Origin of the sequence: Streptosporangium sp. NPDC023963 (genome assembly GCF_040639135.1) — a bacterium.
Classification (GTDB): domain Bacteria; phylum Actinomycetota; class Actinomycetes; order Streptosporangiales; family Streptosporangiaceae; genus Streptosporangium.
The window spans coordinates 1-26,468 of the sequence record NZ_JBEZZK010000009.1 but is presented as its reverse complement, the minus strand read 5'-3'; the positions used below and the strand labels follow the sequence as shown (position 1 = coordinate 26,468).

Below are 26,468 nucleotides of genomic sequence, written 5' to 3'. Positions count from 1 at the left end.
CGGTGACCACCGTCGCGCATGCGCTCGTCGCCCAGCTCGAGGACCTCGGCGTCGAGTACGTCTTCGGCACCTGCGGCCACACCAACATCGCCGTGCTCGACGCGCTGGCCGACAGCCGTATCCGCTTCGTCATCGCCCGCCACGAGCAGGCGGCGGCGCACGCGGCCGACGGCTACGCCCGCGCCTCCGGCAGGCCCGGCGTGCTGCTCGTGCACGTCGGCCCCGGCCTGACCAACGCCGCCACGGGGGTGATGACCGCCGCGCTCGACTCGGTGCCGATGGTGGTGATCTCCGGCGACATCCCGTCCTACTACCACGGCCGCCACCCGCACCAGGAGATCAACCTGCACGCCGACGCCGACCAGGCGTCGGTCTTCCGGCCCTTCGTCAAGCGCGCCTGGAACGTGCACCGGGCCCAGGACGTGGGCCGGTCCGTCGAGCGGGCCTTCTGGACGGCGACGACGGGCAGGCCGGGGGCGGTGCTGGTCAACGTGCCGATGGACGTCCTCTCGCGGCCCGCGGCGCCGTACCCGCCGGTCAGCCGCGCCGCGCCGCCCGGCCTGCCCGCCGCGACGGCGGAGCGGATCGCCGAGGCCCTCGCGGGCGCCGAGCGGCCGCTGCTGTACGTCGGCGGCGGCCTGCGCGAGGACGCCGGGGCGCTGCTGTCGCTGGCCGAGCACCTGGACATCCCGATCGCGCACTCGCTGATGGCCAAGGGCACCGTCCCCGACGCGCACCCGCTGGTGCTGGGCATGCCGGGGTTCTGGGGGCTGGAGCTGACCAACGCCTACGCCAGGGACGCCGACGTGGTGCTGGCGCTGGCCACCCGGTTCGCCGAGACCGACGCCAGCTCGTGGGATCCCCGCTTCACCTGGACGCTCGGCGACCGCGGCAGGCTGATCCAGATCGACATCGACCCGGCCGAGATCGGCCGCAACTACCCGGTCGAGATCGGCGCCGTCGCCGACGTCGGGCTCGCGGTGCGGGCGCTGGCCGAGGCCGTCACGGCACATCCGCCGGCGGACCGGCCCGAGCTGCGCGAGCGCATCCGCGAGGCCAGGACGGAGCTGTTCGCCGGGAGCCGGGAGCGGGGCCGCGGCGACGCCTTCCCGCTGCGGCCCGAGCGCATCCTCGCCGACCTGCGCGACGCGCTGCCGCCCGGCGCGATCCTGGTGACCGACGTGGGCTGGAACAAGAACGGCGTCGCGCAGTGCTACGAGCTGCCGGCCGAGGGCCGCTTCATCGCCCCCGGCGGCGCCTCCACCATGGGGTTCGGCCCGGCCGCCGCCGTCGGCGTCCAGCTCGCCCGCCCCGACGGCGTCGTGGTCGCGCTCATCGGCGACGGCGGCATGGGGGCCCAGCTGCCCGCCCTGCCGCTCGCCGTCGAGCAGGGCGCTCCGGTGATCTTCGTGGTGATGAACAACAGGGCGCACGGCACCATCTCCGACCTGCAGTCCGCGAACTTCGGCCGCAGCCACGGCTGCGACTTCACCGACCCCGCCGGGCTCCCCTACAGTCCCGACTTCGCGGCGCTGGCCGCCGCGTGCGGCGCCGACGGCCACACCGTCGCCGCGCCGCACGAGTTCGGGGCGGCCCTGCGGGCGGCGGTGGCGAACCGGCGGCCCGCGCTCATCGACGTGCCGATGGTCAACGAGCCCGTGCCGACCCCCGGCCACTGGAACATCAAGGACATCTATCAGGGCGTTTTCCCCGACTGAAACCGTTGCCCGTTCGGTATTTCCCCGGGTTTCGCCAGGCCGTATAACTAACGTACTAGTCCGTGCATTACGGGGCCGTGTCGATCACCGCACTTTCCTCCACCCCCCAATGAGGTGAATCACTTGTTCTCCGCAAGAGTTTCCGTTTCCGCCCTGACGCTGACGGCGCTGGTGGCGCTCGCCGCCTGCTCCGCCCCCGGCCAGCAGGCCGCCCAGGAGGCGGACGCCACCGGCCCCATCAAGATCGCCAACATCAACGCGCAGAGCGGGCAGCTGAGCCCGCTCGGCCAGTGGGAGCACAAGGGCGTCAAGCTCGCCGTCGACGAGGCCAACAAGGCGGGCGGCGTCGACGGGCGGCAGATCAAGCTCGACCTCTTCGACAGCCAGGGCGACCCGACGGTGGGCACCAACCTGGCCAGGAAGATCTCCAGCGAGGGCTACATCGCGATGCTCGGCACCGCCGAGAGCGCGGTCACCCTGGCGATGGCCCCGATCCTCAAGGACGCCCAGATCCCGAACATCACCTCGGGACAGTCGCCCAAGCTCGCCGACCTCAAGAGCCCGTTCCTGTTCCTGAACGCGCCGACCAGCGTCACGTTCGACGAGACCCTCGCCAAGTACCTGGTGGACGACAAGGGCTACAAGAAGATCGCGCTGATCAGCAACAACGGCGCGTACGGCGCCGGCGAGCACGACGCGTTCCTGGCCGCGCTCAAGTCCAGGAACGTCACCGCGATCGCCGACGAGGTCGTCACCCCCGACCAGAAGGACTTCAACGCCAACCTCGCCAAGATCCGCGAGCAGGAGCCCGAGGTGCTGTTCATCGGCGCCGAGGAGGTCCAGTCGGGCCTGATCGCCAAGCAGTCGCGCGAGCTGGGCCTGAAGGCGCTGTTCGCGGGCGGCGCACCGATGGGCACCGACGTGTACGCGACCACCGCGGGCCTGGACAACGCCGAGGGATCCGTCGTGAGCTCGCCGTACCTGAGCAACGAGGCCAGCGAGCCCATCAAGGCGTTCGCCGCCAAGTACAAGGCCGCCTACAACGAGGACGCCCGCATGCACGTCGCCAAGGCCTACGACGGCGCGTCGATCCTGATCGAGGCGCTCAAGCAGACCAAGGGCGCGGGCGGGCGGCCGCTCGCCGACGCCATCCGCGGCGTGAAGCGCGCCGGGCTGCTGGGCGACTACGACTACGACGAGTCGGGGGTCGGCATCCACGCCACCAAGATCGGCCTGGTCAAGGGCGGCACGGTCGTTCCCGAGGACGCGAGCTGACGTGCAGGTCTTCCTCCAGACCCTGATCGGCGGGGTCACGTTCGGAGCGGTGTACGCGCTGGTGGCGATGGGCTTCTCGATCGTCTACCGGACGATGGGACTGGTCAACTTCGCGCACGGCAGCGTCGTGATGATCGGCGCGTACGCCGCCTCCACGTTCTACCTGGCCACCCAGCTGCCGTTCGCGATCGCGATCACCGTGGCCATCGCGGTCACCGCCCTCATCGGGCTGGTCATCGAGCGCTTCCTGCGTCCGCTGGAGAACAAGGACTTCACGCTGATGCTGATCGGCACGATCGGCTTCGGCGCCGTCCTGGAGGCGGGCGCGGTGCTCGTCTGGGGGGCGACCGGGCACGCGGTCCCCTCCCCCGTGCCGACCGAGCCGTTCGACGTGGGCGGGATCCGCATCCCGACCTACAGCCTGCTGGTGATCGCCGTCGCGGCGACCGCCACCGGCCTGCTCGCGCTGTTCCTGCAGCGCACCAAGCGCGGCGCGGCCATGCAGGCGGTGGCCATGGACCACCAGGCGGCCACCGCGGTCGGCATCCACGTCGGCCGCAGCAACGCGATGGCCTTCGCGATCGGCGCGGGCCTGGCGGCGCTGGCGGGCAGCCTGATCGGGCCGATGCTGTACGTCAACCCGACCATGGGCGGCACCCTGGGCATCAAGGGGTTCGCCGCGGCCATGCTCGGCGGGTTCGGCAGCATGCCCGGCGCGATCGTCGGCGGCATGACCTTCGGGCTGCTGGACGCCTTCGCGGCCGGCAACTTCCAGGAGTACTCCGAGCTGGTCACGTTCCTGGTGTTCGCGGTCATCGTGATGATCCGCCCCACCGGCATCTTCGGAGAGACGACGGTGAACCGCGCATGAGACGTCTGGCATACCTCGTCCCCCTCGCGGTGGCCGCCTGGCTGCTGCCGTACGGGCTCGGCGGCTACTCCATGCACGTGGTGAACGTCGCGATCATCTTCGCGATCCTCGCCATCGGCCTGGGCCTGACCATGGGCGTGGCCGGGCAGATCAACCTGGCCCAGGTCGCCTTCTTCGGCGTCGGCGCCTACACCGTCGCCATCCTGTGCACGCGGGCGGGCTTCGGCTTCTGGAGCGCGGCGGCGCTGGCCCTGGTCGTGTCCGTGGTCTTCGGCGTGCTGGTGGGCGTCCCGGCGCTGCGGATGCAGTCGCACTATCTCGGCATCGTCACCCTCGGCCTGGCGCTGGCCTTCACCAACTGGGTCACCAACGCCCACATCGCGGGCCGCGCCGAGGGCATCAGCGACATCCCGGCGCCGGTGCTGTTCGGGCTCGACCTGTCCAGCGCGTACCTCTTCTACTACGTCGAGCTGGTGGTCTTCGTCCTCTCGCTGGCGTTCGCGCTGTTCGTCACGCACTCGCCGCTCGGCCGCAGGCTGCGCGCGATGCGCGACGACGACCTGGCGGCAGGCGCGCTCGGCGCGGAGATCCCGCTGCTGCGCATGACCGCCTTCGTGCTGTCCGGCCTGTACGGCGGCCTGGCCGGGGTCCTGTACGCCGGGCTCATCCGCTTCGTGGCGCCCGAGTCGTTCAACATCGCCAACATGTTCCTGTTGCTCGCGATGGTGATCATCGGCGGGCGGGCCAGCATCCTCGGCTGCGTCGTCGGCGCCGTCGCGCTGGCCATGGTGCGCGAGGCGCTGCTGGACGCCTCGGCCTACGCCCAGCTCGGCTACGGCCTCGTGGTGGTCCTCGTGGTGGTCTTCGCCCCTACGGGGCTGGCCGGGCTGCCCCGCCGGCTCCGGTCCCTGCTGCGGCGCCGCGACCAGGGAACGCGGGTGCGGCTGCACCCCTTCCAGCCCTACGACCGGGCCGCGGACGGCGCGGAGGGAACGGCCGGCGCGGGCGTGCTGGAGGTCCGGGGCGTGACGATGCGCTTCAAGGGGCTGACCGCCCTCGACGACGTCTCCCTCACGGTCACCGCCGGCGAGATCCGCGGCGTCGTCGGCCCCAACGGCTCGGGCAAGACGACCCTGTTCAACATCGTCAGCGGCTTCTACACACCCAGCGCGGGCGCGGTGCGCCTGCACGGGGACGACGTGACCGGGGCGAGGCCGTACCGGCTCTCCCAGCGCGGGGTCGCCCGCACCTTCCAGAACCTGCGCCTGTTCGAGGACCTCGACGTCCGGGAGAACGTGCTGCTCAGCCTCGACCGCACCAGGACCTCCTGGATCTGGCGCTACCTGGCGCTGCCCTGGAAGGTGTTCGGCTACGAGCGGGCGCTCGGGGCGCGCGCCGACGAGATCATGGCCAGGTTCGGGCTGACGGACTACGCCGCCGCCGTCCCGCGCTCGCTGCCGTACGGGATCCAGCGCCGCATCGAGATGGCCCGCGCGATGGCGATGTCGCCCTCGCTGCTGCTGCTCGACGAGCCCGCCGCCGGGCTGAACGGCGAGGAGGTGCGCCAGCTCGGCGACATCGTCCGCTCCATCAGGGACTCCGGCGTCACCGTGGTGGTGATCGAGCACAACATGGGGCTGGTCATGTCGCTGTGCGACCACGTCACCGTGCTGTCCGGCGGCAAGGTGATCGCCGACGGCACCCCCGCCGAGGTCGCGGTCGCCCCCGCCGTCGTGCAGGCGTACCTCGGCGACTCCATGGCCGCCCCCACCGAGTCCGCCGTCGAGGAGGCGACCCGATGACGACACTCACCGTCGAAAACCTGTCGGTCCACTACGGCGGCGTCCGCGCCGCCCACGGCGTGAGCTTCACCGTCGAGCCGGGGCAGGCGCTGGGCATCATCGGCGCCAACGGCGCCGGCAAGTCCTCCACCCTCAAGGCCGTGATGGGCCTGGCGCCCCGCCGGGCCACGGCGATCCGTTTCGGCGAGCACGACCTGCTGCGCGCCGCGCCGCACACCCTGGTGCGGCACGGGCTCGGCTACGTCCCCGAGGGCAGGCACGTCTTCCCCGGCCTCACCGTGGAGAAGAACCTGCTGCTCGGCGCCTACACCAGCAGCTGGAAGAGCACGCCCATCGACGAGGTGTTCGAGCTGTTCCCCGTCCTGGCCGAGATGCGCCACCGGCTGGCCGGCGCGCTGTCAGGCGGGCAGCAGCAGATGCTGGCCGTCGGCCGGGCGCTCATGTGCCGTCCCAAGATGATGCTGCTCGACGAGCCCTCGATGGGCCTGTCGCCGATCCTCGTGGCGGAGATCGCCGGCGTCCTCAAGCGGCTCAACGCCGACGGGCTCGCCATCCTGCTGGTCGAGCAGAACGCCAAGCTCACCTTCGACGTCACCACCACCTGCCTGGTGATGGAGAACGGGGAGATCGCCGCCACCGGCACCTCGGCCGAGCTGCGTGACGATCCCCGGGTGCGGCGTATCTACCTGGGCCTGTGACGGCCCGTTCGGGGGCGCTGCCGTGCTCGCCCCGGCAGACCGGGCCACCGCGACCGCCCACCGGCGCGACACCGGCTTCCCGAAGATCGGCGGGAACCTGGCGAACCAGAACTACAGCGGGCTGCGCGACCTGCACCGCGGCAACGTCGAACGATTACGGGCCGCCTGGGTCAACGACATCGAGGGCGGCCTCATGGCGGGCAACAGCCAGAGCACCGCCGTGGCCGTGGACGGCGTGCTCTACATCGAGTCGGCCCTGGGCAACGTCACCGCGGTGGACGGCCGCACCGGCGCCGTCAGATGGAAGTACCCGCAGACCCGCGGGGCGGTCACCCGGCGCGGCGTCGCGGTCGGCGCCGGCCGGGTCTGCACCTGCGCCAACGACAACTGGCTCATCGCCCTCGACCAGCGCACCGGGCAGGTGGTCCGGGAGCGGCAGCACAACGGTTACGGCAACCTGGAGAAGGTCGCGGTGACCTACCACGACGGCATGCTGTACTGCGGCACCAACGACGGCCCGCGCGGTGCCGCGCTCGCCTTCGACGCCGGGACCGGCGACCTGGTCTGGCACTTCTGGGGCACCCCCGGACCTGGCGAGTTCGGCAACGACACCTGGGAGGGCGACTCCTGGCAGACCGGCGGCGCCACCCCGTGGATGCACTGCGCCATCGACCCGGACCTGCGCCTGGTCTACTGGACGTTCGGCAACGCCAGGGGTGCCCGCTCCTCCCAGGACGGCTCGGAGCGCGGCGGCCAGAACCTGTTCGCCAACTCGATCGTGGCGATGGATCTGAAGACCGGCGCCTACCGCTGGCACTTCCAGTCCATCCACCACGACATCTGGGACATGGACAACGTCATGGCGCCCGTCCTGCTCGACGCGCGCGTCCACGGCCGGACCCGCAAGCTCGTCGTCTACGGCAGCAAGACCGGCATGTACTACATCCTCGACCGGGCCGACGGCTCGGCCCCGCTGGGCATCGACGAGCTGCCCGTGCCCCAGGAGCCCCGGCAGAAGACCTGGCCCACCCAGCCCTTCCCCCGCCAGGGCGGCTGGACCGAGCTCACCCCCGTACGGCAGCCGCTGGGCACCGAGATCCCCGGCCTCCCGCACCGCGCCGTCCCGAACTACCGGATCGGCTCCCTGTACACCCCGCACTGGGACGAACCGATCCTCACCATTCCCGGGCACGGGGGCGGCGCCGACTGGAACCACCAGTCCTACAGCCACAGCACCCGGCTGGTGTACACCGGCTTCGGCTACGTCGCGGCGGCGCACTCGCTGACCGAGCCGTCCAACGGGCTGCGGCCGCCCGGCGAGTACATGACCGGCGGGGTGGTGGCCGTGGACCCGGGCACCAACCGGGTCCGGTGGAAGCGGAACATGCCGTACTCGCTGGCGCACGGCAACAGCATCCTCACCACGGCCTCCGACCTGCTGTTCATCGGACAGCCCGACGGCAACCTGCTCTGCCTGGACGCCCGCGACGGCCGCGAGCTGTGGCGCTGGCAGACCGGCGCCGCCGTCAGCAGCAGCCCGATCTCCTACGAGATCGACGGGGAGCAGTACATCGCCGTCTACGCGGGCGGCACCAGCATCCCCTACGGCGACTCGGCCACCCGGGGCGACCACCTGTGGGCCTTCAGGCTGGCCTCGCGTCCCGGCCGTGACGCTCGTGCCGGTGAAAGCCGCCTATCCCCGGATGCCGGGCAGCCCCGCAGCTGCTGCGGATGTCCCTGCGGGCACTCCGACGCACTTGGGCCACCAGAGGTGCGCATCGCAGCCGGGCGACCGGCGGGCGCGCGGCCCGAGCTCACCTCATCCGTCTGGCCGCGCGGGTGAGCCGGAACGGCGGGCCGCTCAGCCGGAGATCACCGCGACGTCGGGCCCCAGCGGCGGGAAGCGCTCCAGCACCTCCGGGTCGTGGCCGGCGACCACGAGATGCGGGCCGCCCGCCAGCTGCCCGATCCTGTCGAAGGCGCCGTACATGCCGGTCATGCTGTGCAGGATCGGGAAGGGCCGGTCGTCCTCCAGGTTCTCGTAGAAGTGGGCGGCGTCGGAGGCCAGGACGACGGCGCCGCGCGCGGTGTTGACGCGCACCACCTGCATGCCCGCGGTGTGCCCGCCGACCAGGTGGACGCTCAGGCCGGGCACGACGTCGGCGTCGCCGTCCACCAGCGTCACGCGCCCGTCCTCGCGGGCGGCCAGCAGGTGGGCCAGGTCGTCGTCGTTCAGCAGCCGGCGTTCCCTGGAGAGGCGGTCGGCCCAGGGGCCGGTCCAGTAGTCGAGCTCCGCCCGCTGCAGGACGTAGCGGGCGGAGGTGAACTCGCGCGCGGTGCCGGTGTGGTCGTAGTGCAGGTGGGTCAGCACCACGTGGCCGACGGAGTCCGCGGGTACGCCCAGCGCGGCCACGGCCTCCACCGGCGAGGCGCGGTAGTCCAGCCCCTCGACGTCCTGGGCGCGCGTGCGGCCGATGCCGGTGTCGACGACGACGGTGTGCCGCTCGGAGACCGCGAGCCACACGTAGTACGAGGTGGGGTGCGACTGCCCCGCGCGGGCGTCGTAGCCGTGGAAGTGCTCCCCGCGCCGGGCGTCGCGTACGGCGTAGCGCAGGGCGTAGACGCGGAACTCGTTCATACCTTCAACGGCTCCGCGCGCTTGAGACCGAGCTGCTCGGTGGGGACCCGGTAGGTCTCCCGGCCGGTCGCCACCGCGGCCACGTTGACGAGGCACAGCACCGCCACGATGACCGACACGCCGAACCAGCTCTCCTTGCCCGTGCCCGCGAGCGCGGTGGCCACCGTCGGCGCGAAGCCGGCGATCGCGAAGCCGAACTGGGTGCCGACCGCCATGCCGGACAGCCGCACCTTGGTGGTGAACATCTCGCCGTAGAAGGAGGGCCAGACCGCGCTGGTGGCGCTGTGCACGACACCGAACATCGCGATGCCCAGCACGAAGATCAGGGCGTAGCTGCCGGTGGAGATCGACCACAGGTAGGCGAACATCAGCACCGCGCAGCCCAGCGACCCGCCGATGAAGACCGGCTTGCGGCCGACCCTGTCCGACAGCATGCCCCACAGCGGGATGGTGATCACCGCAGCGACGTTGGCCAGGACGCCCACCCACAGCATGGGGCCTCGCTCCAGCCCCACGGTGTTGACCGCGTAGGACAGGGCGTGCACGGTGAAGATCGTGCTCACCGAGGCGATGACCGCGGCCACGACCACCCGCAGCACGTCCTTCCAGTGGTCGCGGAAGAGCACGGCCAGCGGGAGCTTGGCGACGGTGTTGCCGGCGACCTCCTGCTCGAACGCGGGCGTCTCCTCCAGGGTGCGCCGGATGACCAGCCCGACCACGGCCACCACGATGCTCAGCCAGAACGGCACCCGCCAGCCCCAGCTCAGCAGCTGCTCCTCGGGCAGCGCGGCGATCGGCAGGAAGACGGCGGTGGCGATGATCTGCCCGGCCTGGGTGCCGTTGAGGGTGAAGCTGGTGTAGAAGGCGCGCCGTCCCTCGGGGGCGTGCTCGAGCGTCATGGAGTTGGCGCCCGCCTGTTCCCCGGAGACGGAGAAGCCCTGCAGCAGGCGCAGAAGCACCAGCAGGATCGGCGCGAGCACGCCGATCTCGTCGTAGGTGGGCAGGCAGCCGACCAGGAACGTCGACACGCCCATCATCACCAGGGTGATGACCAGCACCTTCTTGCGGCCGAACCTGTCACCCACGTGCCCGAGGACGAAGGCGCCCACCGGCCTGGCCAGGTAGCCGACGCCGAAGGTGGCCAGCGCCAGGAGCGTGCCCGTCGCGGGCGAGGACTCCGGAAAGAAGATCTTGCTGAAGACCAGCGCGGCCGCGGTGCCGTAGATGAAGAAGTCGTAGTACTCCAAGGCACTGCCGATCCAGGCCGCCGCGGCCGCCTTGCGGGGTTTACCCTGCACTGTCACGGGCGCTCCTCATGCTGGGAGATTAGGGGGATGGCGCGATGGCAGGAAACTAACTCACTGGTTCGTACATTACAAGGGTGTTGCCAATCGGTTACCTGCCGGATCCGTGCCCGCGTTCGCCCGCGGCGGCGCCCGGGCGCAGGGTCACGCCGGACGCGGAGTCACACCGTCACGCCGGGGAAGCCGGGGCCGGGCGCCCCTCCCCGCCCTCCCCGCGCAGGTAGCCGACGACCATCTCGCCGACCATCCGGCGCAGCCTGGCCCGATGCTCGGGCGCGGTCATGTCGCGGCCGAACAGCGCGCCGAACGTGTGCTGGTTGGCCACCCGGAAGAAGCAGAACGAGCTGATCATCATGTGCACGTCGATGGCGTCGGCCTCGGTGACGAAGTCACCGGACTCCTGGCCCGCGTCGAGGATGCGTCCGATGAGGTCGAGCACCGGGGTGGCGAGGCCGGCCAGCGCCTGCGACTTGCGGATGTGCTCGGCCTGGTGGATGTTCTCGATGGCGACGAGCTGGATGAAGTCGCGGTGCGCGTCGTGGTGGTCGAAGGTCAGCTCGGCCAGCGTGCGGATGGCCTCGACCGGGGCCAGGTGCTCGACGTCGACCGTGCGCTCGGCCGCGCGGACCTCGGCGTACGCCTTCTCCAGCACCGCGATGTAGAGCCGTTCCTTGCTGCCGTAGTAGTAGTAGATCATGCGCTTGGTGGTGCGCATCCGGGCGGCGATCTCGTCGACCCGCGCACCGGCGTAGCCGTGGCGCGCGAACTCGTGCTGGGCGACCTTGAGGATCTCCGCTTTGGTACGGTCAGCGTCCCGCTGGCGTTCGGTGGTGGCGGGCTGCGAGGTCATTGGCCCATCTTAGAGTGACTCCTCCGCTCCCTGAAGGAAGCGGCTTCTCACTGGGCCTCCATGGCCCGCGTGCTGTGCGGCGAGCCGGATCGGGGCGTTGGCGGCGCCGTAGCCCCGGTAGCCGCCGACACGCTGGACGATCTCGAAGAAGACCCGTCCCACGGTGACCGTGTACATGTGCAGGAACTCGCCGTGCTCGTCCCTGTCGTACAGCACGCCCAGCCGTCGGAGCTCGGGATCGACGTCGTGGCGGTCCTCCAGGTCGTCGTAGTAGTTGTCCGGGATGGGCAGCAGCAGCTCCGGATGCCCGGCGCGCAGCCTGCGGGCGACGGCCAGCAGGTCGTCGCTGGCCAGGGCGACGTGCTGCCACGGGGTGCCGCCCGTACCGACCTGGGCGATGTTGAGCACCATCCGCACCTGTCCGGCGGCCCCGGCGGCTCCGGCGGCCTCTGTGAACTCTGTGGACTCTGTGGCCTTGTCCGTGGCGCCCGCGCCGGGCACCGGCGTCGTGGACATCGCCCTGCTGCGCAGTAGGCCGTAGGGGTCGGGCAGCTCCAGGCTCTCCTGCGGGTGCAGGCCCAGCACGCTGCCGTAGAACAGCGCGGCCTCGTCGAAGTGGTGCCAGGGCTGGGTGAGTGCCACGTGGTCGATGTGGGTGATCTGCCCGGGAACGGCCTCGACGGCCTCGACGGCACCCGAGTCGCCGAAGTCGCCGAGCCAGGCGGTGTCGCAGAAGAAGAGCGCGGTGCCGTCCGGGGCGGCGATCGCGTCCAGCGAGGCGTCCTGCGGGGCACGCTCGCGCGGGAGCACCGGCGCCAGCAGCGTCTCGGCGTGTTTGACGGCCCGCGCGGGGTCGGGACTGTCCAGGCCGATGGCGACCAGGGCGGGGTCGGCTCCGGTGGCGTTGAGCAGCATCCGGGCCCCGCCCTGGCTCCACAGCTCGACCGGTTTGCTGGTGTGGGAGCCGGTACGGGTGAAACCGAGCGCGTCCAGCACGCCACTCAGGGAGCCCGCGTCGGCGAGCTCGGCGAAGGCGAAGCCGGTGGGCACGGCGGGGTGCGCGGCGCCGTGCAAAGCCTGTTCCAGGGCGATGAGCGAGCGCATGCCGTCCCGGGCGGTACGGCCGGTGTCGGCCTGGCGGAAGTGGTCGTTGAACACCTCCAGCGACAGCGGCCCGGCGTATCCGGTGTTCAGCACGTGCTGGACCAGGCCGGCGACGTTCATGGTGCCCTGGCCGGGAAAGCAGCGGTAGTGGCGGCTCCACCGCAGCACGTCCATGGCCGGCATCGGCGCGTCGGCGAGCTGCAGGAAGAAGATCTTCTCACCGGGGATGGCCTCGATGCCGATCGGGTCGGAGCCGCGCGACAGGATGTGGAAGCTGTCCAGGCAGGTGCCCAGGTTGGGGTGGTCGGCCATCCGGACGATCCGCCAGGCGTGCAGGTACTCGTTGACGTGCCGGCCCCAGGCCAGCGCCTCGTAGGCGATCCGGATGCCGTGTTCGGCGGCCCGCTCGGCGAGCCGCCGCAGTTGCTCCGCGGCGAGGGCGTCGTCGCCGATCGTGGCGGGCGAGACGTTCGAGCAGACCAGCAGCAGGTCCGCGCCGAGGCGCTCCATCACCCGGAACTTGCGCTCGGCCCGCTCCAGGTTGGCCGCCAGCATGGGGGCGGGCACGGCCTCGAAGTCGCGGAACGGCTGGTAGAGGTCGATGCCGAGGCCCAGGTCGGCGGCGCGGGCGCGGATCTCCTCGGGTGAGTGCGGGCAGACGAGCAGGTCGTTCTCGAAGATCTCCACACCGTCGAACCCGGCGGTGGCGATCGCGATGAGCTTCTCGGTGAGGGTGCCGCTGACGGAGACGGTGGCGATGGACGTGCGCATGGCTCCCTCTCGGGTGGTGACCGGGTCGATCGGGTGGACGAGTGCTCAGGTCGTACCGAGGTCGGGTGGACGGGTTCTCAGGTCGTACCGAGGTCGGGTGGGCGGGTTCTCACGTGGCGACCAGGTCGGTCAGGTGGGCGAGCATCCGCTCGCTGTCCGGGGTGCGGCCGGTGAAGAGGCGGAAGGCGTGGGCGGCCTGGAAGACGACCATGCCCCCGCCGTCGAGCGTCCGGCAGCCCAGGGCGCGGGCCTGTTTGAGCAGCTCGGTCTCCAGCGGCCGGTAGACGATGTCGGCCACCCACAGCCCGGGGTGGAGCAGCTCGACCGGCAGCGGCAGCCCGGGATGGAGCGCCATGCCGGTGGGGGTCGCGTGCGCCAGGCCGTCGGCGCGGGCGAGCAGCCCGGGCAGGTCGTCCCGGGTGGCGGGGCGGGCCCGTTCCGGCCCGAAGCGGTCGCTCAGCCGGGCGGCCAGCGCCGTCGCCCGCGCGGGGTCGGCGTCCACGACGGTGACCTCGCCGGCGCCCATGGTCAGCAGCGCGTGCGCGATCGCCGCTCCCGCGCCTCCCGCGCCGAGCTGGACGATGCGCCGGGTGGGCGCGTCCGGCAGGCCGCGGTCGAACGACTCGGCGAAGCCCGTCCAGTCGGTGTTGTGACCGACGGCCCGCGCGCCGTCGAAGACGACCGTGTTGACGGCGCCCAGCATGCGGGCGTCCGCCGACAGCTCGTCCAGGTGCGGGATGACGGCCTGCTTGCACGGGTGGGTGATGTTGAGCCCGTCGTAGCCGAACCGGCGGGCCGTACGGACCAGTTCCCCCACGTCGTGCCCCAGGCTGTCGGTGTCGAGCAGCCGGTAGACGTACCGCAGCCCGTGGTGGGTGGCCTCGCGCTCGTGCAGCGGAGGGCTGAGCGAGGGGCCGATGCCCGAGCCGATCAACCCGGTCAGGTACGAGGCCATCAGTTCTCCCTCTTCAGCAGGTGCGCCAGGTGGGTCAGCGCGAGGACGTATCCGTGCGCCCCGGCGCCACAGATCACGGCGTCGGCGACCTCGGAGACGAACGACGTGTGCCGGTACGGCTCACGCCGGTGGATGTTGGTGAGGTGGACCTCGACGACGGGCAGGGCGACGGCCGCCAGCGCGTCGCGCAGGGCGACGGAGGTGTGCGTGTAGCCGCCCGCGTTGATCACGATCGCGGCCGGGCCCGGCTCGTGGACGGCGTCGATCAGCACGCCCTCGTGGTTGCTCTGCCGGAAGTCCACCTCGAGCCCGAGCGTGGCGCCGGTGCCGAGGCAGCGCGCCCGGATGTCGGCGAGCGTCGCGCCGCCGTACAGGTGCGGCTCGCGGCGGCCGAGGAGGTTGAGATTGGGCCCGTTGAGGACCAGGACGCTGGGCATCGTTCTCCAATGTACGTACTAGTACGTTAGCTGGCTAGACAGGGGCGTGCACGGGGCTGGAGCAGCGGCGGGGACACCCTTCCCGTTCACGTCTCACCGCATGTACGAACTAGTGAGTTCGTTATAGCGCATGACGCCCCGGCTTTCCAGTCGTCCGGCCACCGGCCGGCCGTGGTGGCGTTACGCCGGGGTGCCGCTCCGGGACGCCGCCCGGCTCTGCCGCCGGTATCCGCCCGGCGCGGTGCCGTACTCCCGCTTGAAGGCGTTGGCGAAGGCGAACTCCGAGGTGTAGCCGATCCGGGTGGCCACCTCGCCGAGCGAGGCGTCGGACTCGCGGAGCAGCCGGGCGGCGGTGGTCATCCGCCACCAGGTCAGATAGGCCAGGGGCGGCCGGCCGACCAGGGTGGTGAAGCGCCGGGAGAAGGCCGCCCTGGACAGCCCCGCCCGGGCACCGAGCGTCTCGACCGTCCACGGGAGCGCGGGGTCACGGTGCAGGGCGTGCAGCGCGGCGCCGATCGCCGGGTCGGCCAGGGCTGCCGCCCAGCCGGTGGCCGTACCGCGTGCGGACTGCTCGTCGAACCAGGCCCGCAGGATGTAGAGCAGCAGCATGTCGAGCAGGGCGGGCACGATGGTGTCCACGCCGAGGCGGGGAGCGTCGAGCTCGCCGCCGAGGAGGTCGACGGCGGCGCGCAGCTCGGGGCGGTGCCCGAGACGAGCGGGCAGGTGGACGATCTCCGGCAGGTCGCCCAGGAGCGGGTGCGCCCGGCCGGGATCGAGCCGGTATCCACCGCAGAGGGTCACGGTGACCGCCTGCGAGCCGTCGCGCCCGGCCTCTCCCACGGTCGCGGAGGCGTAGCGGTCCTCGAACCGGGAGTCGTTCAGCGGGTCACAAGCGGGCTCGGTCAGCGGGGTGGCGGGGCTGTCGGCGAGCGCGTAGCCACCTCCGTGCGGCAGGAACACCACGTCACCGACGTTCAGCGCGACGGGGGCGCCGCCGTCCGGGGGGATCAGCCGGCACGACCCCTGCAGGACCACCTGGAAACCGGCGGAGCCGCGCACGGCGGGAAACCGCTGCCCCCAGGGGGCGTACCACCGGACGCGCGCCGAGCGAGGCTCCCCCGCGCGCGTCGCGGCGATCACGTCGCTGAGCACATCCATCGAGAAAGCCTATCCATGCAGCTCTTACGAAGACGTACGCGTATGAAGACAAGATCTGCGCGCATTGGATGTCTCTTCGCGTGCCCATACGGTTGGCGCACACGATGCGATCGACCGTTGGGGGCCTTCATGGCGGGACAACGCAGGATCCTGGTGATCGGGGCGACCGGCACGGCAGGCCGGCAGGTCGTCGCCCAGTCACTGAAGGCGGGTGCCGAGGTGCGCGCGGCGGCCCGCGATCCCGGGACGGCCGGCCTTCCCGACGGCGCCGAGGTCGTGCGCGTCGACCTGGCCGATCCGGACGGCCTGCGCGCGCCCCTGGACGGGGTCGAGGCCGTGTTCCTCCTCTGGCCGTTCGCCACGGCCGAGGGGATGCCCGCGATCCTGGATGCGGTCGCCGCGCGTGCCCGCCGCGTCGTCTACCTCTCCTCGGCGGCCGTACGCGACCACGAGCGGCGGATCGAGCGGATGATCGAGCGATCCGGGCTGGAATGGACGTTCCTGCGACCGCACGCCTTCGCCGCCAACGCCCTGCGGTGGGCCGGGCGGATCCGCGCCGAGGCGGTCGTGCGCGAGCCGTACGGCGCGGCCGCCATGCCCCCGCTGCACGAGCGGGACCTCGCGGCGGTCGCGGTACGCGCGCTCACCGGCGACGGGCACGACGGCGCGACCTACGAGCTGACCGGGCCCGAGACGCTGACCCAGGCCGAGCAGGCGACCGTCATCGGCGAGGTGATCGGCCGCCCGGTGCGCTGGGAGGAGATCTCGCCGCAGGCCGCGCGGCGGCGGATGCTCGACCGCGGCTGGCCACCCGAGGCCGTGGACGGCGTCCTGCGGGCCCAGGCCGAGATGGTGACCGAGCCGGCAGCGGCCACCCCCACGGTGGAAGAGGTCACCGGAGCCCCGGCACGCACGTTCCGCGCATGGGTGACCGACCACGCGGACCGGTTCCGCGCCCCGTGAAGACCGCGCCCCCGGAGACCACCGCCCGTGAAGGCGGGCATCTCGCGAAGGCCGCCATACGGTGGAGGCGGGCATCTCGCGAAGGCCGCCGGCCTCCACGAGGTGGCGGCCCGGAGTCAGCCGAAGTCGAAGAAGATCGTTTCCTTCTCGCCCTGCAGGTGGATGTCGAAGCGGTAGCGGTCCTCCCCCTCCCGCGCGGCCAGCAGCGTGTGCGCGCGCTCGGATGGCAGCGCGTCGAGGAAGGCGTCGTGGGCGAGGTAGACGCGGGTGTAGAGGTGGTGCAGCAGTCCGCGGGCGAACACGCACACGCTGATGTAGCCGTTGCCGGGCACGAGCGTGCGCAGCGTCCAGCGGCCGTCGGCGTCGGTGGGCACCCGGCCGAAGCCGGTGAAGTCGACACCGTGCCTGCCGATGACCGCGCCGGTCACCGGGTCGCGGCGCAGCGTGCCGGGCGCGCCGGTGAGGTCGCCGGACGGGGACGCCTGCCAGAACTCCAGCAGCGCGTCCGGCACCGGGGCGCCCGCGCCGTCGTAGACGTACCCGTGCACGGTGATCCCGCCGGTCGCGATGTCACCGCCGCCGGGAAACGGGAGCGCGTAGCCGTAGAAGGGGCCGACGGTCTGCGAGGGGGTGGGATTCACCGGCCCTCCTCCGTCCAGGTGGCGGCGGGGCCGTCCAGGACGATGTCCCACCGGTAGCCGAGGGACCACTCGGGAACGGACAGGTCGTGCTCGTAGGCGGCGATCATGCGCTGCCGGGCCCGCTCGTCGGTGACGGAGTTGAAGATCGGGTCGTAGGGGAACAGCGGGTCGTTCGGGAAGTACATCTGGGTGACCAGTCGCTGGGTGAAGGCCGTGCCGAAGACCGAGAAGTGGATGTGCGCGGGGCGCCAGGCGTTGGCGTGGTTGCGCCAGGGGTAGGCGCCGGGCTTGATCGTGGTGAAGGCGTAGCCACCGTCGTCGCCGGTGAGACAGCGGCCGACGCCGGTGAAGTTGGGATCGAGCGGGGCCGGGTGGTCGTCGCGCTGGTGCGGGTAGCGGCCGGAGGCGTTGGCCTGCCATATCTCCACGAGCTGGCCGCGCACCGGGCGGCCGTCCCTGTCGAGGACGCGGCCGTGCACCGTGATGCGCTCACCCAGCGGCTCGGCGAGGTGCTGCCTGGTCAGGTCGGCGTCGAGCGCGGTGACGTCGGTGACGCCGAAGACCGGCCCGGACAGCTCGGCCGCGTCCGGGTCCTTGACCTCGATCAGCGGCTGTTTCGGGTGGCGGAGCGCGGTGCTGCGGTAGGGGCCGTAGTCGCGGGAGGGGTGGTGCGCCTCCCGGCCGTCACCGGCGTTCCGGAGCTCGCGGAGCTCGCGGAGCTCGCGGAGCTCGGCGATCTCGCGGTCGATGTCGGCCTGCGTGAGGGGTGTTGACATGAACTCCTACCTTTCGGGAACGACGGCCGGGCCCTGACCGGCGCCGATGCGCGGGGAGGCGGGAGCGGGGCGGGCCGTCCCGGCCACGGCGGAGACGCTCCTCACGCCCTCACCTCCGCGTCCGTACGATCGCGCAGCTCCGCCGGGCTCACCCCGGGGGCGGTCTCCACCAGCGCCAGCCCCTCCCCCGTGACGTCGAGGACGCCGAGGTCGGTGATGATCCGGTGGACGCACCCCTTGCCCGTGAGGGGCAGCGAGCACTCCTCGACGATCTTCGGCGAGCCGTCCTTGGCGACGTGATCCATGATCACGATGACCCTGCGGGCGCCGTGGACCAGGTCCATCGCGCCGCCCATGCCCTTGACGAGCCTGCCGGGGACCATCCAGTTGGCCAGGTCGCCGCGGGCCGAGACCTGCATCGCGCCCAGCACCGCCACGTCGATGTGGCCACCGCGGATCATGCCGAACGACAGCGAGGAGTCGAAGAACGACGCGCCGGGGAGCACGGTCACGGTCTCCTTGCCCGCGTTGATCAGGTCGGGGTCGACCGCGTCCGGCGCGGGATAGGGGCCGACGCCGAGGATGCCGTTCTCCGAGTGCAGGATCACGTCCGTGCCCGCGGGCAGGAAGGAGGGGATGCGGGTGGGCAGGCCGATGCCGAGGTTGACGTGGTCGCCGTCGCGCAGCTCGGCCGCCGCGCGCGCGACCATCTGGTCACGGCTCCAGCTCATGAGGTGGTCTCCCCTCGCTCCGCGGGCACGGAGGTGGTACGCCGTTCGACGGCCTTGTCGGCGGCCTGCTCCGGGGTGAGCGGCACGACGCGCTGGACGAACACCCCGGGCAGGTGGATCTCGTCGGGGTCGAGCTCGGTCAGCTCCTCGACCTCGGCGATCGTGACCCGCCCGGCCATCGCGGCCAGCGGGTTGAAGTTCCTGGCGGCCTTGCCGAACACGAGGTTGCCGTGCCGGTCTCCCCTGGCCGCCCGCACCAGCGCGAAGTCGGTGGTGATGCCGTGCTCCAGCACGTAGGTCCGGCCGTCGAACTCGCGCACCTCCTTGGGCGGTGAGGCGAGCACCACCGAGCCGTCCGGGCCGTGCCGCAACGGCAGCCCGCCGTCGGCGACCGGCGTGCCGACCCCCGCCGGGGTGTAGAAGGCGGGGATGCCGCAGCCGCCCGCGCGCAGCCGCTCGGCCAGGCTGCCCTGCGGGGTGAGCTCCACCTCCAGCTCCCCCGTCAGGTACTGCCGGGCGAACTCCTTGTTGTCGCCGATGTAGGAGGCGGTCACCCGGCCGATCCGGCCGGCCTCCAGCAGGACGCCCAGGCCGCCGCCGTCCACGCCGCAGTTGTTCGACACCACGCCGATCCCGCGCACCCCCGTGTCGTACAGGGCCTGGATCAGCACGTTCGGGATGCCGCTCAGGCCGAACCCGCCCACCGCGAACGACGCGCCGTCGCGCACGTCCGCCAGGGCCTCCGCGGCCGTGGCGATCACCTTGTCTCCGCGCACGACACTCCGTTCGGCCGGTTGTTCGCTCTGCGAACTTTAGTTCATTATCGCGCACTTGAGTATGTGTACCGGCGACCGTCCTGTCAAAGCACCCCCGTCGGCGCGGAAGGAACCGGCCCGCCTTCCGGGAGGGACGGCCCTCCCGGAAGGCGGGCCGGCCGCCGTGCCGCGTGCGCCGGCCGCGTCAGGCCGCGCCGGCGCGGGCGGCGGTGACGACCACCGTGGTGTAGGGCATCGTGAAGCCGCCCCCCATCGCGTCGACGGCGGCGCCGGCGCCCTCCAGCACCTCCGCCAGCCTGTCCTGCGGGAGCCGGGTGAGAGCGCCGGAGGTGGGCAGCTGGTCCAGCCACGTGTCCCGGGTGTAGGAACACTCCCAGTCGAACCGCCACTGCTCCGGGTCGCCGAACCCGCCCGCCTCCCGGATCCCGTCGGCGGCCTTGGCGAACAGCGCCTGGTATCCCTCCAGGGCGTTCCCCTTCTCCTGGAAGACGAACGGCGAGTCGGGCACCACCCGCCGGTAGACCGCGGCGAAGTCCTCCGCCAGGCCGGGCGGAAGCTGGAACACGTGCCAGAACGCCGCCAGCCGCCCGCCGGGCCGCAGCACCCGCGCCGCCTTGGCGGCTCCCGCCACCGGGTCCACCCAGTGCCAGGCCGTCCCGGCGACGACCGCGTCGAACATCCGGCCGGCGGGGTCCCAGGCCTCGAACGTCGCCACCTCGACCTCGACCCCGCCGCGCCGCGCGAAGTCGGCCATCCGCGCGTCGGGCTCGACGCCGAGGACCTCGCAGCCGGCCGCCTGGAACTGCCGGGCCTCTATGCCGGTGCCGCAGCCGACGTCGAGGACGCCGGGGCCGGGGCAGGCGGCGACGATCCGGTCCACCATGGCGTCGGGATAGCGGGGACGGGTGCGGTCGTAGCGTTCGGCGTCCACGCCGAACGACTCCGCCACCTGCCGGTGTCGATGAAGGTCGTTCCCAGGAAGAGGCGCTCCGGCCGGCGGTATAGTGGGCATGCGCCCACGCTAGTGGGCACATGCCCACTCGTCAACGGGCGGGCTCCTCGACCGGGAAGAGGGATGCACGGTGCCGACGGGGGTGGCCATGCGCGACGCGCGCGAGCAGCTGTTCGACGCCGCCGAGCGCGTCCTGCTCAGGGACGGGCCGAACGCGCTGACCAGCCGGGCGGTCACCACCGAGGCCGACTGCGCCAAGGGGGTCCTGCACCGGCACTTCGCCGACTTCGACGCCTTCCTCGCCGAGCTCGTGCTGGACCGCGCCGCCCGGATCGGCCCTCAGGCCGCCGCCCTGTACGACTCCGCCGGGACCGGCACCGTCGCCGGCAACCTCACCGGCGCGCTGACGGAGCTGTTCGAGACCGTCGCCGTGGCGATCGTCGGCCTCGTCATCTCCCGGGACGACCTGCGCGCCCGGCTGAGCCGGGCCGGGTCGACCGGCGTCCCGATCCTGGCGGAGGCCGGGGCCATGCTCGCCTCCTACCTCACCGCCGAGTGCGAGATGGGCCGCATCGCGGCGGACGCCGACGTCGACACGCTCGCGTTCACGCTGGTCGGTGCCGGACACCTGCTGTACGCCGGCGCGGGGGGCACCCCGCCCGAGGCCGGAGCCGTCCATCGGATCGTGAGCACGGTCGTCGCCGACGTGGTGCAAAGACGGCTGCTGTGAGCCGCCCGCCGCGCCGGCCCTCCCTCCGATCGCGGCTCGCGGGACCGCACCCATCCGCCACCCCGCCGGTCAGTCCATCTCGACGTCGTCGAGGAGCCTGAGCAGGCGCGAGAGCACCCGGACGCAGCCGGCGATCTCGGCGTCGGTGAGGTCGTCGCCGACCTGATGGAGCATCGCGCGCTCGCGGGCGATCACGGCGCCGATGGCGGCCTCGCCCTCGGCGGTCAGCCGGATGAGCGAGGACCGCTTGTGCGCCGGGTTCTCGACGGACTCGACGAGGCGCCGGGCAGCCGCCTCGTTGACCATCCGCTGCACGAACTGGCGGCTCAGCGCCTGCGCCCGGCCCATCTGCGGGACGGTCATCGGCCCGTGCCCGTGGAGCATGTTCAACACGGCCCGGACCCCGACCGACAGCCCCTCGCCCGGCACGTCCTGTTCCACCTTGCGCTGCGCCCGCCGGTACAGCGGCCCCACCAGATCGAACACCCCGGCGAGCCGGTCGGCCGGCTCCACCGGCGCCACATCCTGCCCTGTTTCCCTCACCCCACCATGATGACACCTAGGTTGTCATCTCAGCGACAAAATGACAACCTAGGTGTCATGAATGATCTGTTCTGGCACGAAACCGGCTCCGGCCCGCCCCTCGTCCTGCTGCACGGCGGCTTTCTCGGCCACGGCATGTGGGACGCGCAGATCCCGGCCTTCGCCCCGTCCCACCACGTCATCGCGCCCGACGCCCGCGGCCACGGCCGGTCCGCCAACGCGACCGAACCGTTCCGCCACACCGACGACGTCGCCGCGCTGCTCCGTCACCTCGGTACCGGCCCCGCGGTCCTCGTCGGCGTGTCCATGGGTGCCGGCGTCGCGGTCGACACCGCTCTGGAGCACCCCGAGCTGGTCACCGCCCTGGTCATCAGCGGTGCCGGCACCAGCGAACCGTATTTCACCGACCCGTGGACCACCCGCAACTTCGCCACCTTGAACTCCGCGATGGCCGCCGGTGATCTGGCGGCCTCGATCGAGGCGCTCACGCTGTTTGCGGCGGGCCCGCACCGGACCCTCGACGAGGTCGACCCCGACGTCGTACGCCGCCTGCGCCACATGACCGCGGAGACCATGGGCAAGCACACCTCCGACGAACCCGACCTGCTCGTCCCGGTGCGCGACACCTGGGCCCGCGCCGCCGGGATCGGCGTCCCGGTGCTGGCCGTCCACGGCTCGGCCGACTCGCCCGACCACATCGGCATGGCCGACCGCCTCGCCGGCACCGTCGCCGACGGCCGCGCCGTCTCGGTCGACGGCGCGGCCCACTACCCCAACATGGAACGTCCCGGCGTCTTCGACGAGATCCTCGCGGACTTCCTCCGCGCCCTGTGACCGCGCCGTTACGCGAGGCCGGCGGGTCAGGGTGGTCCGCGCCCGGCATCCGCTCCCGCCCGGCTCACTTCACGCGAGAGGTGACCGGCCCCGGCCGGAACGGCCGGGGCCGGTCCCCGCCTCAGGTCCGCCGGACGCCGATGAGCCGCTGCAGCAGGATGAAGGCGAACAGCAGCAGGCCAATGAAGATCTTGGTCCACCAGGAGCTGAGGGTCCCCTCGAAGCTGATGATCGTCTGGGTCAGGCCGAGCACGAGGATGCCCAGCACGGTGCCGAAGAGATAGCCCGAGCCGCCGGTGAGCAGCGTGCCGCCGATGACCACCGCCGCGATGGCGTCCAGTTCCATGCCGACGGCGTGCAGGCCGTACCCGGACAGCATGTAGAAGGACAGCAGGATCCCGCCGAGCGCGGAGCACAGCCCGCTGATCGTGTAGACGGCGATCTTCGTCCGTCCCACCGGAAGGCCCATGAGCAGCGCGGACTGCTCGCTGCCGCCGACGGCGTAGACCGTGCGCCCCAGCCGCGTGTGGTGCAGCACGTACGCGGCCACCAGCACCACGATCGCGGCGATCACCACGCTCGGCGAGATCCACATCTCGCCGCCCAGGTCGATCCTGGTCTGCGCGAAGGCGGTGAAGATGCCGTCGGTGATCGGGATCGAGTCGGTGCCGATCGTGTAGCACAGCCCGCGGGCCAGGAACATCCCGGCGAGGGTCGCGATGAAGGGCTGGACCTCGAAGTAGTGGATGATCGCCCCCATCCCGAATCCCAGCGTCGCGCCGATGGCCAGCACCAGCACGATCACCACCGGTGCCGGCCAGCCCTGGTTCGTGACGAGGCTGGCCGTGACCATCGTGGACAGCGCCACCACCGCGCCCACCGACAGGTCGATGCCGCCGGCGAGGATCACGAACGTCATGCCGACGCCGACGACGAGCAGGAACGCGTTGTCGACGAAGACGTTGAGGATCACCTGGCCGCTGGCGAACCCCTCGTACCGGATACCGCCGGCCGTGAACATCGCGATGAGCAGGCCCGCGGTCACCATGACCGGGACGTACCTGCGGGGGATCGCGATCCGCCCGGCCGGGCCGGTCGTGATGGTCGTCATCCGTTCCTCACCGTCTCTTCCCGTACCTGCTCGCCGGTGGCCGTGCCCGCGAGGGGGCGGTCGGGTCCGCCCCCGGGAGCGGGCGGCGGCGGTGCGGGATCGTCCCGCTCCCACTGGAAGATCCTCCGCCGGAAGGCCGGCGACTGCAGCAGGCAAACGATCGTCACCACGAGCGCCTTGAACAGCAGCGTCGTCTCCGGCGGCACGCCGATCGAGTAGATCGTGGTGGTCAGGGTCTGAATGATCAGCGCTCCCAGCACGGTGCCGCCGAGGGAGAACCGGCCGCCCGCCAGCGAGGTGCCGCCGATGACGACGGCCAGGATGGCGTCAAGCTCGATCCACAGGCCGGCGTTGTTGCCGTCCGCGCTGGACACGTTGGAGCTGATCATCAGCCCCGCGATGCCCGCGCACAGCCCGCAGAAGGTGTAGGTCACGATCAGCACGCCCCGGGAGCGGATCCCCGACAGCCTGCTGGCCTCGGCGTTGCCGCCGACCGCCTCGATGAACATGCCCAGCGCCAGCCTCCGGGTGAGGAAGGCGGTCAGCGCCGTCAGCGCGATCACGATGAGGATGCCGAACGGCAGCGTGAGCCAGTAACCGCCGCCGACCAGCTTGTACGGGGCGCTGTTGATCGTGATGATCTGCCCGTCGGTGATCAGCTGGGCCAGGCCCCGTCCCGCGACCATGAGGATCAGCGTCGCGATGATCGGCTGGATGCCGACGGCGGCCACCAGGAACCCGTTCCAGGCTCCGAGCGCGAGCGCCACCACCAGCGTGACGCCGATCGCCGACAGCACGCCGGCGACGGAGTTCTGGTCGGCCAGGCCGCTGATCTGCATGCAGGCCAGCGCCCCGCCGATCGCCACCACCGAGCCGACCGACAGGTCGATGCCGCCGGTGGCGATGACCAGCGTCATGCCCAGCGCGACCAGGATCAGCGGCGCCCCGAAGCGGAGGATGTCGATGAGGCTGCCGTAGAGGTGCCCGTCCCTCATCTGCACGTGCAGGAAGTTGTCGGTGAACACCACGTTGAGCGCCAGCAGCGCGACCAGGATCACGACGGGCCACAGCAGCCGGTGTCGTGCCAGGGCGCCGGCGCGGTCTCGTACAGAACTCATGCCGGCGCTCCGCTCGCGATCTTCTGCATCAGGACGTCGGTGGTGAGCGCGTCGTCGTTGTCGAGCTGGGCGACCAGCGTGCGGTCGCGCAGGACCCCGACCCGGTGACTGAGCCGCAGGACCTCCTCCAGCTCGGCGGAGATGAACAGCACGGCCATGCCTCCGTCGGACAGTTCGGCGACCAGCCGCTGGATCTCAGACTTCGCGCCGACGTCGATCCCCCGGGTGGGCTCGTCGAGGATGAGCAGCCGGGGTTCCATGATCAGCCAGCGGGCCAGCAGCACCTTCTGCTGGTTGCCGCCGCTGAGGGTGCGGACCGGCTGCTCGGGGTCGCCCGGCCGGATGTTCAGGGCGGTGATGTACTTGGCGACCAGCTCGTCCTGCCTGCGCCGCGACAGCGGCCTGCTCCAGCCGCGCGAGGCCTGCAGCGCGAGGACGATGTTCTCCCGCACCGTGAGCTCGTCGACGAGTCCCTCCGCCCGCCGGTTCTCCGAGCAGAAGGCGATCTTCCGGTTCATCGCCGCCCGCGGCGTGCGCAGCGCGACCTGCCTGCCGCCGACGCTCAGCGAGCCGGCGTCGGCGTGGTCGGCGCCGAACAGCAGCCGCGCCAGCTCGGTGCGGCCGGAGCCGAGCAGCCCGGCCAGCCCGACGACCTCCCCCTCCCTGATGGTCAGGGTGAAGGGGGCGATGGCGCCCGCCCGCCCGAGGTCGTGAGCCTCGACAAGCGGCTCCGCGACCCGGGCGGGCGGCTTCTCGTCGAGTTTCTCCAGGGCGGCCAGCTCCCGCCCGATCATCTTGGCGACCAGGTCGACCTGGGAGAGCTCGCGGGTGAGGTACTCCCCCACGAGCTTCCCGTCGCGCAGGACCGTCACGCGGTCCGACACCTCGTAGATCTGGTCGAGGAAGTGCGAGACGAACAGGATGGCGATGCCCTGATCCTTCAGCCGGCGCATCACCCGGAACAGCTGGGCCACCTCACCGGCGTCGAGGCTGGAGGTCGGCTCGTCGAGGATGAGCACCTTGGCGTCGATGTCGACCGCCCTGGCGATCGCGACCATCTGCTGCACGGCCAGCGAGCACGACGCCAGCGGCGCCGACACGTCGACGTGCAGGTCCAGGCGGCCCATCAGCTCCTTGGCACGCCGGCGCATCTCCTTCCACCGGATGCGGCCGAACCTGCGCGGCTCCCGGCCCACGAAGATGTTCTCCGCGATCGAGAGGTTCCCGCACAGGTTGACCTCCTGGTAGACCGTGCTGATGCCGGCCTGCTGGGCGGCTGACGGGCTGGAGAAGGCGACCGGCTCTCCGGCCAATTCGATCTCGCCCTCGTCGACGCCGTACACGCCGGTGAGGACTTTGATCAGCGTCGACTTCCCCGCGCCGTTCTCTCCCATCAGCGCGTGCACCTCGCCCGGCAGCAGCCGGAAGCCGACGTCGTCCAGGGCCTTGACGCCGGGGAATCGTTTGCCGATCCCGCTCATCCGTACGATCGGTGCCGGTGCGTCCATGCCGCGCTCCTTTCTTCTTTCCAGGGGTGGGCGGCTCAGTACTGGCGGGTGGGCAGGGCTTCCTTGGCCTGCTCCTGGGTGAAGGTGGTCTCCTCGGTCACCACGCGGGCCGGGACCTGCTCACCGGCGACGACCTTCTTGGCCAGGTCCATCAGCTGGGGGCCGAGCAGCGGGCTGCACTCGACGATGTAGCTGATCTTCCCG

At 71.7% G+C, this 26,468-nt stretch carries 25 protein-coding genes; 9 read left to right on the top strand and 16 right to left on the bottom strand.

The window, feature by feature from the left end; all coding sequences use genetic code 11:
* The first annotated feature begins 2 nt into the window (after nt 1-2).
* The 6 genes from AB0F88_RS25535 (at nt 3) to AB0F88_RS25510 (ending at nt 8,207) form a co-directional block, all read left to right on the top strand.
* Nucleotides 3-1,718: a thiamine pyrophosphate-binding protein gene (locus AB0F88_RS25535; protein ID WP_362688852.1), complete on the top strand. Its 1,716-nt coding sequence runs from the start codon at nt 3-5 to the stop codon at nt 1,716-1,718.
* Between the two features lie 123 nt (nt 1,719-1,841).
* Nucleotides 1,842-2,993: an ABC transporter substrate-binding protein gene (locus tag AB0F88_RS25530; protein WP_362688849.1), complete on the top strand. Its 1,152-nt coding sequence runs from the start codon at nt 1,842-1,844 to the stop codon at nt 2,991-2,993.
* 1 nt (nt 2,994) lies between these two features.
* Nucleotides 2,995-3,864, top strand: coding sequence for a branched-chain amino acid ABC transporter permease (locus AB0F88_RS25525; RefSeq protein ID WP_362688847.1), 870 nt, complete (start codon nt 2,995-2,997; stop codon nt 3,862-3,864).
* Nucleotides 3,861-5,666, top strand: coding sequence for a branched-chain amino acid ABC transporter ATP-binding protein/permease (locus AB0F88_RS25520; protein ID WP_362688844.1), 1,806 nt, complete (start codon nt 3,861-3,863; stop codon nt 5,664-5,666). The genes AB0F88_RS25525 and AB0F88_RS25520 overlap by 4 nt, the downstream gene beginning before the upstream one ends.
* The gene (locus tag AB0F88_RS25515; RefSeq protein ID WP_362688841.1) at nt 5,663-6,364 is read left to right on the top strand and encodes an ABC transporter ATP-binding protein; all 702 of its coding nucleotides are present in this window, start codon (nt 5,663-5,665) and stop codon (nt 6,362-6,364) included. Before AB0F88_RS25520 ends, AB0F88_RS25515 begins: the two co-directional genes overlap by 4 nt.
* Nucleotides 6,365-6,386: 22 nt before the next feature.
* Nucleotides 6,387-8,207 (top strand): PQQ-binding-like beta-propeller repeat protein, encoded by a 1,821-nt coding sequence (locus tag AB0F88_RS25510; protein WP_362688838.1) that lies wholly within the window; start codon nt 6,387-6,389, stop codon nt 8,205-8,207.
* 18 nt (nt 8,208-8,225) lie between these two features.
* On the opposite strand, the gene AB0F88_RS25505 is transcribed toward AB0F88_RS25510, so the two are convergent.
* From AB0F88_RS25505 to AB0F88_RS25475, 7 genes are all read right to left on the bottom strand, one after another.
* Complete coding sequence (locus tag AB0F88_RS25505; RefSeq protein WP_362688835.1) at nt 8,226-9,002, bottom strand: N-acyl homoserine lactonase family protein; 777 nt, start codon at nt 9,000-9,002, stop codon at nt 8,226-8,228.
* Nucleotides 8,999-10,306, bottom strand: coding sequence for an MFS transporter (locus tag AB0F88_RS25500; protein WP_362688832.1), 1,308 nt, complete (start codon nt 10,304-10,306; stop codon nt 8,999-9,001). The genes AB0F88_RS25505 and AB0F88_RS25500 overlap by 4 nt, the downstream gene beginning before the upstream one ends.
* 169 nt (nt 10,307-10,475) lie before the next feature.
* Complete coding sequence (locus tag AB0F88_RS25495) at nt 10,476-11,156, bottom strand: TetR family transcriptional regulator (RefSeq protein WP_362688829.1); 681 nt, start codon at nt 11,154-11,156, stop codon at nt 10,476-10,478.
* Between the two features lie 9 nt (nt 11,157-11,165).
* The gene (locus AB0F88_RS25490; RefSeq protein WP_362688827.1) at nt 11,166-13,031 is read right to left on the bottom strand and encodes a TIM barrel protein; all 1,866 of its coding nucleotides are present in this window, start codon (nt 13,029-13,031) and stop codon (nt 11,166-11,168) included.
* Between the two features lie 109 nt (nt 13,032-13,140).
* A complete protein-coding gene (locus AB0F88_RS25485) occupies nt 13,141-13,986 on the bottom strand; it encodes a shikimate dehydrogenase (RefSeq protein ID WP_362688824.1) in 846 nt (281 codons plus the stop codon).
* Entirely contained in the window at nt 13,986-14,423 is a 438-nt protein-coding gene (gene aroQ, locus AB0F88_RS25480; protein WP_362688821.1) for a type II 3-dehydroquinate dehydratase, read from the bottom strand. Before aroQ ends, AB0F88_RS25485 begins: the two co-directional genes overlap by 1 nt.
* Before the next feature lie 180 nt (nt 14,424-14,603).
* A complete protein-coding gene (locus AB0F88_RS25475) occupies nt 14,604-15,581 on the bottom strand; it encodes an AraC family transcriptional regulator (protein ID WP_362688818.1) in 978 nt (325 codons plus the stop codon).
* 129 nt (nt 15,582-15,710) lie between these two features.
* On the opposite strand from AB0F88_RS25475, the gene AB0F88_RS25470 reads away from it, so the two are divergent.
* The gene (locus tag AB0F88_RS25470; protein WP_362688815.1) at nt 15,711-16,544 is read left to right on the top strand and encodes an NmrA family NAD(P)-binding protein; all 834 of its coding nucleotides are present in this window, start codon (nt 15,711-15,713) and stop codon (nt 16,542-16,544) included.
* Nucleotides 16,545-16,660: 116 nt separating this feature from the next.
* On the opposite strand, the gene pcaG is transcribed toward AB0F88_RS25470, so the two are convergent.
* The 5 genes from pcaG to AB0F88_RS25445 all read right to left on the bottom strand — a co-directional run bounded on the left by pcaG (nt 16,661) and on the right by AB0F88_RS25445 (nt 20,480).
* A complete protein-coding gene (pcaG, locus tag AB0F88_RS25465; RefSeq protein ID WP_362688812.1) occupies nt 16,661-17,185 on the bottom strand; it encodes a protocatechuate 3,4-dioxygenase subunit alpha in 525 nt (174 codons plus the stop codon).
* On the bottom strand, nt 17,182-17,961 hold the full coding sequence (gene pcaH, locus AB0F88_RS25460; protein WP_362688809.1) for a protocatechuate 3,4-dioxygenase subunit beta: 780 nt from the start codon (nt 17,959-17,961) through the stop codon (nt 17,182-17,184). The genes pcaG and pcaH overlap by 4 nt, the downstream gene beginning before the upstream one ends.
* A 101-nt stretch (nt 17,962-18,062) precedes the next feature.
* Entirely contained in the window at nt 18,063-18,692 is a 630-nt protein-coding gene (locus AB0F88_RS25455; protein WP_362688806.1) for a CoA transferase subunit B, read from the bottom strand.
* Entirely contained in the window at nt 18,689-19,468 is a 780-nt protein-coding gene (locus AB0F88_RS25450; protein WP_362688803.1) for a CoA transferase subunit A, read from the bottom strand. Before AB0F88_RS25450 ends, AB0F88_RS25455 begins: the two co-directional genes overlap by 4 nt.
* Nucleotides 19,469-19,652: 184 nt before the next feature.
* Complete coding sequence (locus tag AB0F88_RS25445; RefSeq protein WP_362688800.1) at nt 19,653-20,480, bottom strand: class I SAM-dependent methyltransferase; 828 nt, start codon at nt 20,478-20,480, stop codon at nt 19,653-19,655.
* 70 nt (nt 20,481-20,550) lie between these two features.
* Here AB0F88_RS25445 and AB0F88_RS25440 point away from each other — a divergent pair, with 70 nt between their 5' ends.
* Complete coding sequence (locus AB0F88_RS25440) at nt 20,551-21,150, top strand: TetR family transcriptional regulator (protein WP_362688797.1); 600 nt, start codon at nt 20,551-20,553, stop codon at nt 21,148-21,150.
* A gap of 69 nt (nt 21,151-21,219) precedes the next feature.
* Here the strand turns inward: AB0F88_RS25440 and AB0F88_RS25435 are convergent, their stop codons facing one another.
* Nucleotides 21,220-21,693, bottom strand: coding sequence for a MarR family transcriptional regulator (locus tag AB0F88_RS25435; protein WP_362688794.1), 474 nt, complete (start codon nt 21,691-21,693; stop codon nt 21,220-21,222).
* Between the two features lie 57 nt (nt 21,694-21,750).
* Between AB0F88_RS25435 and AB0F88_RS25430 the strand changes: the two genes are divergently transcribed.
* On the top strand, nt 21,751-22,527 hold the full coding sequence (locus tag AB0F88_RS25430; RefSeq protein ID WP_362688791.1) for an alpha/beta hydrolase: 777 nt from the start codon (nt 21,751-21,753) through the stop codon (nt 22,525-22,527).
* A gap of 121 nt (nt 22,528-22,648) precedes the next feature.
* Here AB0F88_RS25430 and yjfF read toward each other — a convergent pair whose 3' ends face one another.
* From yjfF to AB0F88_RS25415, 3 genes are read right to left on the bottom strand one after another with little or no spacing between them, the layout of a single operon-like run.
* Nucleotides 22,649-23,638: a galactofuranose ABC transporter, permease protein YjfF gene (gene yjfF, locus AB0F88_RS25425; protein ID WP_362688788.1), complete on the bottom strand. Its 990-nt coding sequence runs from the start codon at nt 23,636-23,638 to the stop codon at nt 22,649-22,651.
* Entirely contained in the window at nt 23,635-24,756 is a 1,122-nt protein-coding gene (locus tag AB0F88_RS25420) for an ABC transporter permease (RefSeq protein WP_362688785.1), read from the bottom strand. The genes yjfF and AB0F88_RS25420 overlap by 4 nt, the downstream gene beginning before the upstream one ends.
* The gene (locus AB0F88_RS25415; RefSeq protein ID WP_362688782.1) at nt 24,753-26,264 is read right to left on the bottom strand and encodes a sugar ABC transporter ATP-binding protein; all 1,512 of its coding nucleotides are present in this window, start codon (nt 26,262-26,264) and stop codon (nt 24,753-24,755) included. The genes AB0F88_RS25420 and AB0F88_RS25415 overlap by 4 nt, the downstream gene beginning before the upstream one ends.
* Nucleotides 26,265-26,468 lie beyond the last annotated feature (204 nt).